Raw genomic sequence first — 14,993 nt, 5'->3', positions numbered from 1 at the left:
TATAGAACGAAAACAATATTATAAAACAAATTTCGCTTTGTAATCTATCCTGTCAAAATTGTTTGTGCAATTCTATTATTTTTATTGAGAGCTCTTACTTTACCTTATTTAATCTATAAACAAAAGAAAAATCAGAAAGACCATTATCCAAAATAACGGTCTTTCTGATGCCTATCCAAATCATTTTCCAATGCGTCCAGTCAAGACTTTTAGGCCATAAACATTTAGTCTTTTTGAAACTCCTGCAAGGATTTGACCTTACGGGAAGCGCCGCTCTTTACGGCACGAATGCCCTTCACCGCCGCTTGAGCCGCCGCCAGGGTAGTCATGTAGCAGAGCTTGTGCTTGATAGCCGCCTTGCGGATGTAACTGTCATCCGCCGCCGACTGCTTACCCACAGGGGTGTTAATAATAAGCTGGATTTTTTTGTCCTGAATGCAGTCTCCGATATGAGGCGTGCCCTCAAAAATTTTGTTGACCTTCCGGGCCTTGACCCCGTTCTTAGAAAGCATCTCATAGGTGCCGTCCGTTGCCAGAACGGTGAAGCCCAGTTCCGCGAAATCTTTCGCAACTTCCAGCGCCTCCGGCTTGTCTCCGTCGTTAACGCTGAGCAAAACGGTTCCTTCTAAGGGCAGTTCCAAGCCAGTAGCCTCCTGGGACTTATAAAACGCCTCGCCGAAATCGTCGGACAGGCCCAGCACCTCGCCGGTAGAGCGCATCTCCGGCCCTAAGACGGGGTCGACCTCCTGGAACATGTTGAAAGGCAGCACCGCCTCCTTGACACCGAAATGGTGGAAAGGCTTGCGCTCCATCTGAGCCACAGGGGATTTTGTGCCTTCCAGCGCCGCGACGATGACTTCCGTCGCCGCCTTGACCATGTTGATGCCGCAGACCTTGGACACCAGCGGAACTGTCCGGCTGGCACGGGGATTTGCCTCAATCACGTAAACTTTCCCGTCAGCGATGGCAAACTGCATGTTCATCAGGCCGCAGACGTCAAGGGAAAGAGCAATCTTCTTGGTGTATTCCTCGATGGTCGCTTGTTCTTGCTGCGAGAGGGACACCGGCGGCAGCACACAGGCCGAATCGCCGGAGTGGATGCCGGCCAGCTCGATGTGCTGCATAATGCTGGGCACAAAGCAGTCTGTGCCGTCGCAGACCGCATCGGCTTCCACCTCGGTGGCGTGCATCAAAAACCGGTCGATGAGGATAGGCCGGTCGGGTGTCACGCCGATGGCGCCTTCCATGTAAAAACTGAGCTCATCGTCAGAGTGGACCACTTCCATTCCCCGACCGCCCAATACATAGGAAGGGCGCACCATAAGCGGATAACCGATTTCTTTGGCGATGGCAAGCGCCTCGTTAGTATTAACCGCCATACCGGATTTGGGCATGGGGATATTGAGCTTCTCCATCATTTCCCGGAATTGATCCCGGTCTTCCGCCAAATCAATGGCCGCAGGAGAGGTGCCGAGAATCCTCGCCCCCGCGTTCTGCAAAGAGCGAGCCAAATTCAGAGGAGTCTGACCCCCGAACTGGGCGATGATACCCACCGGCTTTTCTGCCCGGTAGATGCTCATGACGTCCTCAAAGGTCAGCGGCTCGAAATAGAGCTTGTCAGAGGTGTCGTAGTCGGTGGAAACCGTCTCCGGGTTGCAGTTGACCATGATGGTTTCATAGCCCAGCTTGCGCAGCGCCAGCGCACAGTGGACGCAGCAGTAATCGAACTCGATGCCCTGCCCGATCCGGTTGGGGCCGCCGCCTAAAATCATCACCTTTTTAGGGTTGTCAGAGATATGCTTCGGCTCCTGAATAGAATGATAGGTGGAATAATAGTAGCCTTCACTGGGGGTTCCGCTGACGTGTACTTTGTCCCAGTGTTCCAGAATTCCAGCTTCCAGCCGTTTGTCGGCCACAGCGGTTTCGTCGCAGTGGAGCAGCATGCCGAGGTATCGATCGGAGAAGCCGTTCTCTTTCACCTGTCTCAGCAGGTCTGATGGCAGTTTCTCCACTGTATAGCCGCTGACCGCCTCTTCCTCGGCAATCAAGTCCTTGATATCATTTAAAAACTCTACCTTGATTTTGGTGAGGGCTTCCACTTCTTCCACAGAAGCGCCTTTTTTCAAGGCCTCATAGATGATGAACTGCCGCTCACTAGTGGGAATTTCCAAGGCTTTGAGCAGTTCTTCCCGGCTCATATTCTGGAACTTCGGCACCTGTCCCAGCCCATACCGGCCGATTTCCAATGAGCGGATCGCCTTGAGATAGGCTTCCTTGAAGGTTTTACCGATGCTCATGACCTCGCCCACAGCCCGCATCTGGGTGCCCAGCTTGTCCTCGGCCCCCTTGAATTTCTCGAAGGCCCAGCGGGCGAATTTGATGACCACATAGTCGCCGTCCGGCTTGTAGTTTGCAAGATTGCCGTATTTGCCGCAGGGGATCTCATCCAGCGTGAGCCCCGCTGCCAACATGGCGGATACCAGCGCGATGGGAAAGCCAGTGGCCTTGGAGGCCAGCGCCGAGGAGCGGGAAGTACGAGGATTGATTTCAATTACCACGATCCGGTCGGTTTTGGGATCGTGAGCAAATTGGACGTTGGTCCCGCCTATGACCTTGACCGCATCGACGATGCGCCAAGCCTGCTCCTGTAAACGGTCCTGTACCTCTTTTGAGATTGTGAGCATGGGGGCGGCACAGAAACTGTCGCCGGTATGTACACCCAACGGGTCGATGTTCTCGATGAAGCAGACGGTAATCATCTGCCCTTTGCTGTCTCGGACGACCTCCAGCTCCAGCTCTTCCCAGCCGAGGATGGATTCCTCGATGAGCACCTGGCCGATCATGCTGGCCTGAATGCCGCGGCCGGCGATGACTTCCAGCTGTGCTTCATCGTACACCAGTCCACCGCCAGCGCCTCCCATGGTAAAGGCCGGACGGACCACTACGGGGTAATGAAGCTCTTCCGCGATCTTTTTCGCCTCTTCCACGGAATAAGCCGGAGCGCTGCGAGCCATTTCGATGCCCAGTGAATTCATCGTCTCCTTAAAGGCAATCCGGTCTTCACCCCGCTCGATGGAATCAATGTGTACGCCGATGACTTCCACACCGTATTCTGCCAAAACCCCCGCTTTGTTCAGCTCTAAGCAGAGATTCAGCCCCGTCTGTCCGCCAAGGTTGGGCAAAACGGCGTCAGGGCGCTCTTTTGCAATAATCTCGGTCAGCCTCTTCACGTTGAGAGGCTCAATGTAGGTGACATCCGCCGTATCAGGATCGGTCATGATGGTAGCGGGGTTAGAGTTTACGAGGACGATTTCATAACCCAGCTTGCGGAGTGCCTTGCAGGCCTGGGTACCGGAGTAATCGAATTCGCAGGCTTGTCCAATCACAATGGGCCCGGAACCGATAATCAAAATTTTGTGGATATCCTCACGTTTTGGCATTGTACTCAATCCTTTCCATACACATCGTATCTCTTCTATATAAATTATAATAAGGATACAACTTTATGTAAAAAAATGCAAGATAAAATCATTTCTCTCCTATAAAATTCATATTTTAGCAATATTTATGCAGTGGATTTAGTTCTGCTAAAAGAGTTTTTGCAGGAATCCAATTCTCGTAATATGCACAGTACAATTTTCTCTTTCCCACCACAACATATTGTGTCAACCCCCTCGTGAGAAGCCACATTTTTTTGTTCACACCCAAAATGTGAAGAATAAGTATTTAAAATGCCCTACCTACCATGGTTATTCTGCGGACATGTGGAATATGTGGAAAATCCTTTAAAACTTTTTATACTTGTGGAAAATCCAGTGGAAACTGTGGAAAACTTGTTATTTTTGTCTAGAAATTACAGTTTGTAATATCTTGTTTCCAAAAAGTCGCTAAAAATGGGAATGGCTACAAAAAAGGTAGTAATTCAGCAGAACCAAACAACTTTCCACAATCTGTTCACCACTGAAAAAGAAAAAATTTTTTATGTGGATTATTTTCTTGAAAACAATGTCTAAATATAGTATAGTAGAAGTTACTGAAGCATCCGGCTGGATGAAAAAATCAGGACGGCCGTACCGTCCTGATTTTTGTTGAATATTCAGATTGCTATCATATCCACATCAACTTGCTGCTGCCGGGCGTATCGTACTGTATAGGCAGTTCCACCCTTCTTCTCCTGATTATACACCGCGACCAGCCGGGCCGAATAATCTACCAGATACCGATTACGGGCAAAAAAGCTGTCCGAATCGTAATGTTCGGAGATCATGACCACTTCGTCGGTTTTTTCCAGCAAATTGCGGAAACGGATGCGCCACTCCTGAGGCCAGGTATTAGCCTGCTGCGGAAAGGGTACCACCGCGATTAGTTTTAGATTTTTAAACTGACGTCTCAGCCCCAGTACGATCTCACCAGCCCAAATATCAACGCCCATTGCCATGCCGCATAAAAAGGTGGTATACCCGTCGTCTATGGCGCGTACGATAGCGTTGTGAAGCTCCAGCTTAATAGCGTTGACCTCTTCGGAGTTTTCCACAAAGGGTGAAATGATTTTTTCCGGCCGATGTCCGGTAAACGAAACAGACTGCTCCCGCATACGACATCCTCCCAAGATTGATTATTTTATTATTGTAACTTATAATTATGAAAAAAATATGAATTTTTGAACATTTGTTTGAAAGGTTGCCTGTACCATGGATTTTTTAAAAAGAACCTGGGCCGAAATTGATTTAGACCACCTGGCCTTTAACGTAAAACAGATCCAAAAATGCCTCCCAAAAGACACAAGAATGATGGGGGTCGTTAAAGCCGATGCCTACGGACACGGAGATCGTTATATCGCAAAGGAAATGGAAAATCTGGGACTTCAAAACTTTGGTGTATCCAATCTGGAAGAAGCCTTATCCCTTCGGGAAAGCGGTGTAGAAAGTGACATTTTGATTTTAGGCGTCACCCCCGCTTCTGCCGTGCAAAAGCTGTCAGATTACCACATTACACAGACAGTTTATTCTCTAGAGTATGCGCAAAAGCTGAGTGACGCGGCGGTCCGGACAGGAGTCCGTGTAGACTGTCACATAAAATTGGATACTGGTATGGGGCGAATTGGCTTCCACGCGGGAGACGATTATATTGCCACAGAGCAAATCATCTCGGCGTATCGCTTACCAAACCTTGATTTTACCGGCATTTTTTCTCATTTCTCTTCGTCAGACGACATCAGTAATGAAGGTATCGCCTACACCAAAAAACAAAAGGAGCATTTTGACCAGACAGTCGCGGCTTTAGAACAAAAGGGATTATATTTTAAGGTAAAGCACCTGCAAAATTCTGCCGGCGTCCTGAATTATCGGTCCTGCCACTATGATCTGGCTCGGGTAGGCATTATTCTCTATGGCCTGCCACTGGATACTCTGCCCGATTGTGACATTCCCCTCAAGCCAGTCATGTCCATCCGTTCCGCTGTTTCTATGATAAAGACGGTTCAGAAGGGCGACTGTATCAGTTATTCCCGCCGGTTCACTGCGGACAAAGAAATGCGCCTTGCTACTGTGCCTATTGGCTATGCGGATGGATACCTCCGGGCTTTTGCGGACAAAGGTAGGATGATCGTCCGCGGACAATATGCAAAAATCGTCGGATCCATCTGTATGGACCAGCTGATGCTGGATGTCACAGATATTCCCGGTGTTCAGGCAGGTGATGTCGTCACCGTCGTCGGATCGGAAGGCAGCTGCCAGGTTACCTTGGGAGAATTGGCGGGTATTGCCGGCACCATTCACTATGAATTAGCCTGCTTAGTAAGCCGAAGAGTTCCAAGAATTTACCAAAAGGGAGGAAAAACGGTGGGAATCGTCGACTATATCGTGGAAGAATAAAATAAAACGCACGCATTTTTAAAAGTTTGCCTATTGTCAGATTTATCTGAATTTCCATCTAAAATTCATGGTTTTTTCCTTGACATTGGTACAAAAAATGCGGTAGTATGAAAAAAAGAATGATGATAACAGCAAGGAGGAATTGAGATGCTGCTAAAAGAAATTAACCGGGCAACCTTTAAGCAATTTGGAACGCCGCTCCGCTCTCTGGAACCCTATGAGCAATGGCAGCAGACCCTTTACGAAGAGGATATCCGCGCTACCTCCTATCTGTGGCATTTTAATACCGAGATTGTCATTGCCCCAATCAGCGGCGTAGGGCTGCTTTATATCCGGACTGAAGACAGTATTACACAGAAGTTTTTGCTGGATCAGCCGATCCTCATCCGCCCTAATGTCCAGTTTGCCATCCTGCCTTACGATGAAGTCCGGCTGAAATACTATATCTACAGCCAAAGCCCAAAAATTATTACTCCTACGGCCAGTACCTTGACCGGAACGGGTTTTGTCCCCAATGTCAACGTCAAGACGATGTATACCATTCTCTATCAGGAAAAAAACAAAGAATTTTCTTTTCGGGGAGAAAAACACGTCTTTTGGGAGTTTACCTATGTGAACAAAGGTACTATGATCTGTTCTGTTGACAACGTGAGCTATGAACTAAAACAGGGACAGATGATGTTTTTTGCGCCGCATCAGTTCCATGAGCAGCGTTCTGACGGAAAAGCACCTCTCAGTTTTCTGACCGTTACCTTTGACGGCGACATTGTCCATCCCGAAAGCATCTCCAATCGAGTGCTCACCGCCGACGATAACTGTCTGCACATCATCCGCAGCATTATCGGTGAGGAGAGGGAAAACCGTTTGTATAGTGACGATATGATTGCCTGTGAAATGACAAAGCTCATTATCACCGTTGTACGCAATATTCTGACGGATTCTACTTCTGCCAAAACGCCGACCACACTGAAAGTATCGGTGGACAACAAATATATCGACACCTGTATGGAAGTGATTCACGAGAACATTACTTCTCCCATCACCCTTCCATGGCTTGCACAGCAGTTAAATTTGAGTTCTTCATATCTGTCCAGTCTGTTCAAACAAAAAGTAGGGCGAAGTATTTCGGAATATATCCGCTTGGTACGGTTGGAAAAGGTAAAGGAAATGATTCGGGAGGGACGTTATACCATCGCCCAGATTTCTGATATGATGGGCTACTGTTCCCCCACCTATCTTTCCACCGAATTCAAAAGAGAATATGATATGTCTCCCAAAGAATACGCTAAAATGATTGAATAACCAATGCTGAAACAACAAATGTATACACGTCAAAAAAGCTTCCCGCCACTTAGCAGGAAGCTTTTTTTCATCCACTACAAAAGAGGCGGTAAAATCACCGCCTCTTTTTCATTTTACTATACCATAGAAACCCAGTTTTGTTGCTTTAGCAGCAAAATTGAGGATAAAATCCTCAAAGGGGTTGGCAATAAATGCAGCTTTATTGCATCTATTGCACCCAAACGCCGTTTTCGTCAACTTTATATCCGTCTATTACCTTGTTGCGGTCCAATTTTCCATATTGACTGAAATGATAGGTCTTTCCGTCAATTTTGTTCCATCCCAATACACAGTAGCCATTACTGGACTGCATGTAGTAGGTATCACCGCCGATAGTGTTCCATCCAGTAGCCATAACGCCGTCGTCTTTCAGGTAGCACCAGGTTTTTCCGTCATGGGTTTTGATCCAGTAGTTACGCTTCATGTATCCGTCTTTATCAAAATAGTACCAATCATTTCCGACCTGTACCCAACCCACAGCCATGCCGCCGGACGATTTCAGGTAATACCAAGTGGACTTGTCCGGGGTAAGAAGCCATTGACTCGATACCATACTGCCGTCAGCGTTAAAGTAGTACCACGTGTTGCCGTCCTTGCACCAGCCGACGGCCATACCGCCCCAGTCCTTCAGATAATACCAGACACCGCTCAGCTGGAGCCAGCCGGTCTGCATCTCACCGCTGCCCGGTTTCATATAGTACCAGGCGGTGTCGTATTTCTGCCAGCCTGTCAGCATCTTTCCGCTGGAATGAAGATAATAATAAGTTCCATTCAAATTGAGCCAACCGGTTTTCATAGCCCCGTCGGAAGGAGCCAAATAATACCATTCCCCATTAATTTTCTGCCATCCGGTGGCATAATTCCCATCTGTCTTCTGGAAGTAGTATATACCATTTTTCAGTACCCATTTGCCGTTTAAATCCTCTGTGGGCGTAGAAGGCGTTTCGGGAACAGGATCGGTATTTCCGTTTTCAGAATAGCGGCCTTGACTGTCAAAGGTATAGGTTTTCCCGTCAATTTCCTGGGTTCCGGTTGCAAAAGTGCCCTTGTTATCTAAGAAATAATAGTAGTAACTTCCCTCTTGCTGCCAGCCTTTCACCATCTGGGGAACAGTTGTCAGCGTGTTACCGTCAGCTTTCAAATCCGATAAAATAGTTTTCTGTGCGCTGGCATTCATATCAATACTGTTATAGGTAAGCCCGATTACGCACTTGGATAATGCCGGTATGCCCGTTAGGTCGCTGAGCTTATTCTCATCCAGATAAAGAGTCTTGAGTCTCTTAAGATTTTCCAAACCAGAGATGTCTGTGATGCTGTTCTGGCTCAAATCCAGATAAGTGAGAGTTCTTAGCCGCTCCATACCCGAGAGAGAGCTCAGAGCGTTGTTGCGCATGCTCAAAGTAGTCATACTGGTGGGGAGGTTTCCTACCCTAGCTATGTTGTTGCTGTCCAACACCAGATTATCCAAACTTTCCAGCGTAGATAAATCGGAAGTAAAGCTTAGGTTGTTGTAGCTGAGATCCAATGTCTCCAAGCCGTCCAAGCCAGAAAGCGCTTCCACATCATCCAAACTGTTGTGACTCAGGTTCAGTTCCTTCAGCTTATCCAAATCGGCAAGTCCGTCTACCGACACGATTTTATTCTGCGCAAGGTTCAGATAATTGAGCCGGCTTAAGCCTTCCAGCGCATCGGTGTTGCGCAGTGAATTTTCCGAAGCATCCAGAGAGGTAAGCTTTTTCAACTGAGAAATGCCTTTGAGAGAGGTCATTCCCTGTCCGCTGACATCCAAGCGTGATATACCGTTGAGTTCGTCTACGTTAAGCTTACCATCTCCGTTTAAATCTGCCATTTTGAGGAGAATATTGTAGAGTTTGGAGTCGAATTCCGAGGGGGAAACCACTTGGAACGCATCATCTGCTGTAGCAGCTGTAACTGGTTCTCCAAAAAAGGTAGACCCTGCCGCTCCCATACTTAAAACCATCGCAGCAGCCAAAGCGGCGGCCGCTGTTCGTTTACTAATATTTCCTGACAGGGACAATTTCTTTTTCTGTTTCATACAAATCACCATTCCTTTTCAAATTTGTTGCAAACAGCAACAAATTTCGGTGTGAAAAACTTGTTTTTCACACGACCTTCATTTGCTAAATCATCAGGATTTTTCTGAAACCGCCCATTCCCCCAGAAAGAACAGCCGGTTATCGTTTCTATGTACCTACCGAATAGTATACCACACTTACCCAAAGAGGTAAAGAAAATCCTATATTTTGCAGCTAAAATGCTTTTGATTTAATAGTGTGTTCAAAAAGGCAAATTGATGCACTCCCGCGAAATATTCCCACGTCTTTAAAAGTCTTTGAAATACCGCTATTCTGACCCTGTACCCGGAAAGAAATTACTTGACTTCTACCTCTATTTTCTTTACAATGGAAAGTAGTATTAATTCGGAGGTAATCAGGAATGCTGAAAAATAGCGAAAAGACCATGAATCAAATCGTTACCCTCTGTAAAGGCAGAGGTTTCGTCTACCCCGGAAGTGAGATTTATGGCGGCCTTTCCAACACTTGGGACTACGGCCCCCTTGGTGTGGAGTTTAAAAACAACGTCAAACGTGCCTGGTGGAAAAAATTTATCCAGCAGTCCCCCTATAATGTCGGTATCGATGCTGCTTTGCTCATGAATCCGCAGGTTTGGGTCGCATCCGGCCATGTGGGCGGATTTTCCGATCCCCTGATGGATTGTAAGGAGTGCAAGACCCGCCACCGGGCTGACCAGCTTATCGAAGACCAGACCGGCACTGTCCCCAACGGCTGGAGCGATGAACAGATGATGAAGTTCATCGAGGAAAACGATGTAAAATGTCCCAATTGCGGCAAAAAGAACTTCACTGACATTCGAAAATTCAATCTGATGTTTAAAACCTATCAGGGTGTCACCGAAGACGCAAAAAATGAGATTTATCTGCGCCCCGAAACCGCTCAGGGCATTTTTGTAAACTTCCCCAGTGTACAGCGCACTACCCGTAAAAAAATCCCCTTCGGCATTGGACAGATCGGTAAATCCTTCCGAAATGAAATCACCCCCGGTAACTTCACCTTCCGCACACGGGAATTCGAGCAGATGGAACTGGAATTTTTCTGCAAACCCGGTACCGACTTAGAGTGGTTTGCTTACTGGAAGGACTATTGCAAAAACTGGCTCTTGTCTCTGGGAATCAGAGAAGAAAACATTAAGCTCCGCGACCACGAACAAGAAGAGCTTTCCCATTATTCCAACGCTACTACCGACATCGAATTTATGTTCCCCTTTGGTTGGGGCGAACTCTGGGGTATCGCAGATCGCACCGACTTTGACTTGACCCAACATCAAACCCATTCTACCAAGTCGATGGAGTACTTCGACCAGGAAGCAAATGAGCGCTATATTCCCTACGTAATCGAGCCGTCCTTGGGCGCCGACCGTGTGGCTTTGGCTTTCCTCTGTGAGGCTTTCGACATCGAACAGCTCAGCGACGGCACCGAGCGGACTGTCATGCACCTGCATCCGGCTCTGGCCCCTTTCAAAGTTGCTGTGCTTCCTCTTTCGAAAAAACTTTCCGGAGACGCCCAGAGGGTTTACGAGCTACTGTCCGATCGCTTTATGGTAGACTTTGACGATGCAGGCGCTATCGGCAAGCGTTACCGCCGCCAAGATGAAATCGGTACTCCCTACTGTGTCACCTTTGACTTCGAGTCGCTGGAAGACAACGCCGTTACCGTCCGTGACCGGGATACCATGGAGCAGGTTCGCCTTCCTATCGCTGAACTGATAAGTTATATTGAAGAAAAAATTCACTTTTAAATAAAGAAAACGGGGTTGGAAAACATCCAATCCCGTTTTTTATTGAAAAAGCCTCCCGCAGAATTTGCGGGAGGCTTTTTCAGGTATATAAAGAGAAAGTTGATAGCTTTTATTTGGTTTCCTGATACCTACGATACGCTTGACGCAGTTCTTCCGCCTTTTCCTCCGGACGAGTCGGGTTACACCAGGCCCATGCCCCTGTTTCTGAAGAAGCAAAAAACTGCTGCTTATCGGCGGCGCGCATGGGGGGATAATACTCGATGTGAAAGTGAAACTCCGGATGCTCCCCATCGTTTACCGGCGCGTTATGCATACACATCATATAGGGGAATGGCATTTCGAACAGGCTGTCGTACATGCCGGCACAATCGCGTACCACTTCTCCGAGGGAAAAAAGCTCTTTTTCAGTCATCTGGGACAAGTCGGCCAAGTGGCGTTTGGCTGTCACCTGTACGCCATAAGTAACGGGCTCAAAAAAAGGCAGGTAGACGATAAAATGCTCATTTTCAAAGATGATTCTCCGCCCGTCTCTGATTTCTTCCCGCATCAGGGCGCAAAAAAGGCATTCTTCGTGCTCTTCCCTATACTCTTTTGCAGAAGCTACTTCCTCTCTGAGCCGTTTCGGTACAAAGGAATAGCCGTACGCCTGACCGTGCGGATGGGGCATGGTAACCCCTACCACATCGCCCCTGTTCTCAAACAGAAATACGTATTTGATTTGGTCATCCTTTTGGAAATCCAAAAAACACTCCTGCCAAAGACGGGCCAACTCGTGGGTATGCTCGTCGCTCAAATCCTTTAAAAACGCCCTGTGATGGTCAGAATACAAAATGACCTCACAGCGACCATAGGCGGGACGCACCTGAAACAGATCTGTAGCAACATCATCCGGCTCCGGTGGATTTTGAGACAGGGCCGGAAAGTCATTTGGATACCGGAGCACCGAAAATCCCTCGTCCGGTACTTTTCCTGAGCCAGGACAGAAGGGGCACCAGTCCTTGGGCATCTGGGGACGATTCTGCCGATGAGAAGCCACCATCGTCCAGTCTCTTGTCAGCGGATTATATCTGAGTTCAGCCATATTTTTTTCTCCTCATACCATTAATTGGCAATTTCTACGCCGCCCACCGGGCGGATGGACAGAATGTGGCAGCAGCCTTTGCCGAAAACGCCTTCCATCATTGTGCGGAAATCGTCAACTCGGTCAAGAGGCACAAAATTCTGAGTGGTTCCCCCAAACCCGCCTCCGTGAACCCGGCAGGCCCCCTGTCCATTCAAAAAACGTTCAGCTAAAAACAGCGCTACTGAGAGTCCCTGCTCCTCTGGGGCTCCATTGGCGTAAACATTCTGCAAATACCGAAATGAGGAGTTCCCAGACTTGGTGATAAACTCCAGGAAACAGGAGTAATCCTCCGCTTCCAGCGCAACTACAATACCATCTACCCTGTCATTTTCAGCAAGGAAGTGTAAGGCCCTCAGCAATGCCCTATCGCCGCATTTTTTTCTTACTTCTCCCGCCTTTTGAAGCAACTCGTCCATGGAAATCCCACGGAGAGTCTGCCTTCCGAAAACAGCGGCTACCTTCTTCATCTCCCCAGGAATCGCGGCGTACTCATGGGTCAAATCCGCGTGATTGCCGCCGGTGTCCACAATGCAGAGGGCACAGCCAAGCGCCTCAAAGTCAAATTTAACCTGCCGGATTACCGGATTTTCAGTATCAGCAAAATCAATGGCAATCATGCCGCCTACCGAGGAGGCCATCTGATCCATCAGACCACTGGGTTTCCCGAAATAGACGTTTTCTGCGTATTGGGCACATTGGGCAATTTCTATAGAATCCACCGAGCCTTCGTTGAATAAATAGCTCATCATTGTCCCCACCAGCACTTCAAAAGCCGCAGATGAGCTCAGGCCGGAGCCTTTTAAAACGTCAGATGTAGTATAGGCGTCAAAACCGCCGATTCGATGTCCCTCCAAGGTAAACTTTTTGGCCATTCCACGGATCAAAGAAGCGGAATGGTTGATTTCTTCCCGCTTCATCTCTAAATCGCTGAGCGAGATCGTATCCATAGGATAGCCTTTCGACTGCAGACGTACCGTATTATCGCTGTTGATGGAGGCAATCGCAATCACGTCCAAATTGACACTGGCCGCCAAAACTTTTCCGTTGTTGTGGTCAGTATGGTTGCCAGAAACCTCGGTTCGTCCGGGGGCGGAGTAAATTCTCACGTCCCGGTCCTCTCCAAAAATTTCAGAAAACCGGTCCAGTGCTTCGCAGTAACGCCGCCGCTGGTCCGAAACCTGTTCTTGGCTGTACAGACGGACAAACCATTGATCCAATCCGCCGTCCAGTATTTTTTGTTTCAACGCAAAAGATTTCATCGGACAGCCTCCTTGTTTTAGTAATCTAAGTTAAGAATACAACATACCGCAATAAATTTCCATTTTTATATATATCACAAATATGGATTTATCTTGCATTTTTAGCTATAATTCGTTAAAATAAAGAAAAGGAATCATTCTCGTAAACACTTGCTTTGTTTTAAAAGGAGGGGATTTCCCTTGAGCAATAACTCTTTCAAATACTCCTATAAATCTTCCCATCAGGAAAACCTATCGCTCAGCGTCTACAATGTGGGGTACCAGCGATGCGAGCCGGAGTATTCCTGGGGACCCGGTATGCGCGATCACTACCTGTTTCATTACGTCACCGAGGGGAAAGGAAGCCTACAAGCACCAGAAGGCACCTACGACATTGAAACAGGGTGTCTTTTTCTAATCCGTCCGTCTGAAGTCGTCTCCTACACCTCGGATAAAAATGACCCTTGGGAATATTATTGGGTTGGGTTCAACGGAACAGAGGCCCATCGCCTTATGAACCTCACACCCTTCTCTTTTGCAAAAAGAGTACTCCATCTGGAGGACGAAAGCCTCCGCTCTCTGCTGGTACAGATATACAACTCCAGAGGCAACAGTTCTGCCAGCGAGGCAAAAATGCTGGGCGCACTCTATCAGTTTCTCGGCGTCTTGATCGAAAAATCCGATCAAAATGGGAGCAAAAAAACTCCCACAAAACAATATGTCGAGCAAGCCATCAAATTTATCAGCCGGAATTATAGCAGTGAAATTTCAATTGATGACGTGGCAAACGCTGTGCGCATCAGTCCGAGTCATCTTTACCGAATCTTTTCTTCGGAGCTCGGGATGCCTCCAGCTCAATTCCTCATCCGCTACCGTATCAATGAAGCTTGCAGTATCTTAAAAAACAGTGATCTTTCCATTAGTGAAGTCGCCGTTTCTACGGGCTTCAGCGATCCGCTATATTTTTCTCGAGCCTTTAAAAAAGTCAAAGGGCTCTCCCCTCGCGCTTACCTCAAAGAGGTACAACAGAGAAAATAGCTGAATAAATCAACCATTTGATACTATATATTGTTGTTTGAATTCATACTCATTCCTTCTACCATATTAAAAAGCCGCCATCTATAAAAGATGGCGGCTTTTTAGTGTTCTGCTTTTAATTATTCTGCTGCGGGGGAGAGAGAGCTATCCTCAGAACCGGCATCAGGAGTAGACTCGCTTAGAGAGGAATCTTGAGAAGACTCAGAGGACTCCGGAGTGGACTCAGAAGACTCTAATGAGGAATCGGAAGGAGTAGACTCGCTGCCCTGGCTGTCGCTGATAGAAGAATTGCTGGGCTCGCCGTTAGAGGAACTGTCTCCACCGTTGGAACAGGATACAAGACTCAAAGCCATTACTGCAGACAATGCAACTACTAAAATCTTTTTCATTTTCATAAACCCCTTTTGTATCGTTAAGTAATAATCACAAAGCATCCTATTTCTTCCATTTTTGCTTTGCATAACATATTATAGCATTACAGAAAAGAGTATGATAAACTATTTTTGCCCATTTTATGTCTATAGTACAAACAATATCAAGTTT

10 protein-coding genes are annotated in these 14,993 nt (G+C 47.4%); 4 read left to right on the top strand and 6 right to left on the bottom strand.

Annotation, left to right across the window (positions count from 1 at the left end; translation table 11 throughout):
* Window positions 1-224 precede the first annotated feature (224 nt).
* Together carB and H8710_RS01035 are read right to left on the bottom strand one after the other, a co-directional pair.
* Window positions 225-3,440, bottom strand: a complete 3,216-nt coding sequence (gene carB / locus H8710_RS01040; protein WP_249293533.1) for a carbamoyl-phosphate synthase large subunit — start codon at window positions 3,438-3,440, stop codon at window positions 225-227.
* A 656-nt stretch (window positions 3,441-4,096) separates the two neighbouring features.
* Window positions 4,097-4,594: an SLOG family protein gene (locus H8710_RS01035; protein WP_249293532.1), complete on the bottom strand. Its 498-nt coding sequence runs from the start codon at window positions 4,592-4,594 to the stop codon at window positions 4,097-4,099.
* 97 nt (window positions 4,595-4,691) lie between these two features.
* Here H8710_RS01035 and alr point away from each other — a divergent pair, with 97 nt between their 5' ends.
* Window positions 4,692-5,873 carry an alanine racemase gene (gene alr, locus H8710_RS01030; RefSeq protein WP_249293531.1) on the top strand — a complete coding sequence of 394 codons (1,182 nt, stop codon included), beginning with the start codon at window positions 4,692-4,694 and terminating at the stop codon, window positions 5,871-5,873.
* 147 nt (window positions 5,874-6,020) lie between these two features.
* Window positions 6,021-7,175 (top strand): AraC family transcriptional regulator, encoded by a 1,155-nt coding sequence (locus H8710_RS01025; protein WP_249293530.1) that lies wholly within the window; start codon window positions 6,021-6,023, stop codon window positions 7,173-7,175.
* Window positions 7,176-7,383: 208 nt separating this feature from the next.
* Here the strand turns inward: H8710_RS01025 and H8710_RS01020 are convergent, their stop codons facing one another.
* Window positions 7,384-9,270: a leucine-rich repeat domain-containing protein gene (locus H8710_RS01020; protein WP_249293529.1), complete on the bottom strand. Its 1,887-nt coding sequence runs from the start codon at window positions 9,268-9,270 to the stop codon at window positions 7,384-7,386.
* A 401-nt stretch (window positions 9,271-9,671) separates the two neighbouring features.
* On the opposite strand from H8710_RS01020, the gene H8710_RS01015 reads away from it, so the two are divergent.
* Window positions 9,672-11,051: a glycine--tRNA ligase gene (locus H8710_RS01015; protein ID WP_249293528.1), complete on the top strand. Its 1,380-nt coding sequence runs from the start codon at window positions 9,672-9,674 to the stop codon at window positions 11,049-11,051.
* 109 nt (window positions 11,052-11,160) lie between these two features.
* Here H8710_RS01015 and galT read toward each other — a convergent pair whose 3' ends face one another.
* Together galT and H8710_RS01005 are read right to left on the bottom strand one after the other, a co-directional pair.
* Window positions 11,161-12,132, bottom strand: a complete 972-nt coding sequence (gene galT / locus H8710_RS01010) for a galactose-1-phosphate uridylyltransferase (protein ID WP_249293527.1) — start codon at window positions 12,130-12,132, stop codon at window positions 11,161-11,163.
* A 20-nt stretch (window positions 12,133-12,152) separates the two neighbouring features.
* Window positions 12,153-13,433 (bottom strand): galactokinase, encoded by a 1,281-nt coding sequence (locus tag H8710_RS01005; protein ID WP_249293526.1) that lies wholly within the window; start codon window positions 13,431-13,433, stop codon window positions 12,153-12,155.
* Between the two features lie 180 nt (window positions 13,434-13,613).
* Between H8710_RS01005 and H8710_RS01000 the strand changes: the two genes are divergently transcribed.
* Window positions 13,614-14,450, top strand: coding sequence for an AraC family transcriptional regulator (locus tag H8710_RS01000; RefSeq protein WP_249293525.1), 837 nt, complete (start codon window positions 13,614-13,616; stop codon window positions 14,448-14,450).
* A gap of 119 nt (window positions 14,451-14,569) precedes the next feature.
* Here H8710_RS01000 and H8710_RS00995 read toward each other — a convergent pair whose 3' ends face one another.
* A complete protein-coding gene (locus tag H8710_RS00995; RefSeq protein WP_249293524.1) occupies window positions 14,570-14,839 on the bottom strand; it encodes a hypothetical protein in 270 nt (89 codons plus the stop codon).
* Window positions 14,840-14,993 lie beyond the last annotated feature (154 nt).

Origin of the sequence: Fumia xinanensis (genome assembly GCF_014384905.1) — a bacterium.
Taxonomy (GTDB): Bacteria; Bacillota; Clostridia; order Oscillospirales; family Ruminococcaceae; genus Fumia; species Fumia xinanensis.
The sequence above is the reverse complement of the archived record's forward strand: the minus strand, read 5'-3'. Positions and strand labels throughout refer to the sequence as shown.

Bases quoted from the DNA above. Each gene is read 5' to 3' on its own strand.
- carB (WP_249293533.1), bottom strand. From the start codon at position 3,440: ATGCCAAAACGTGAGGATATCCACAAAATTTTGATTATCGGTTCCGGG.
- H8710_RS01035 (WP_249293532.1), bottom strand. From the start codon at position 4,594: ATGCGGGAGCAGTCTGTTTCGTTTACCGGACATCGGCCGGAAAAAATC.
- alr (WP_249293531.1), top strand. From the start codon at position 4,692: ATGGATTTTTTAAAAAGAACCTGGGCCGAAATTGATTTAGACCACCTG.
- H8710_RS01025 (WP_249293530.1), top strand. From the start codon at position 6,021: ATGCTGCTAAAAGAAATTAACCGGGCAACCTTTAAGCAATTTGGAACG.
- H8710_RS01020 (WP_249293529.1), bottom strand. From the start codon at position 9,270: ATGAAACAGAAAAAGAAATTGTCCCTGTCAGGAAATATTAGTAAACGA.
- H8710_RS01015 (WP_249293528.1), top strand. From the start codon at position 9,672: ATGCTGAAAAATAGCGAAAAGACCATGAATCAAATCGTTACCCTCTGT.
- galT (WP_249293527.1), bottom strand. From the start codon at position 12,132: ATGGCTGAACTCAGATATAATCCGCTGACAAGAGACTGGACGATGGTG.
- H8710_RS01005 (WP_249293526.1), bottom strand. From the start codon at position 13,433: ATGAAATCTTTTGCGTTGAAACAAAAAATACTGGACGGCGGATTGGAT.
- H8710_RS00995 (WP_249293524.1), bottom strand. From the start codon at position 14,839: ATGAAAAAGATTTTAGTAGTTGCATTGTCTGCAGTAATGGCTTTGAGT.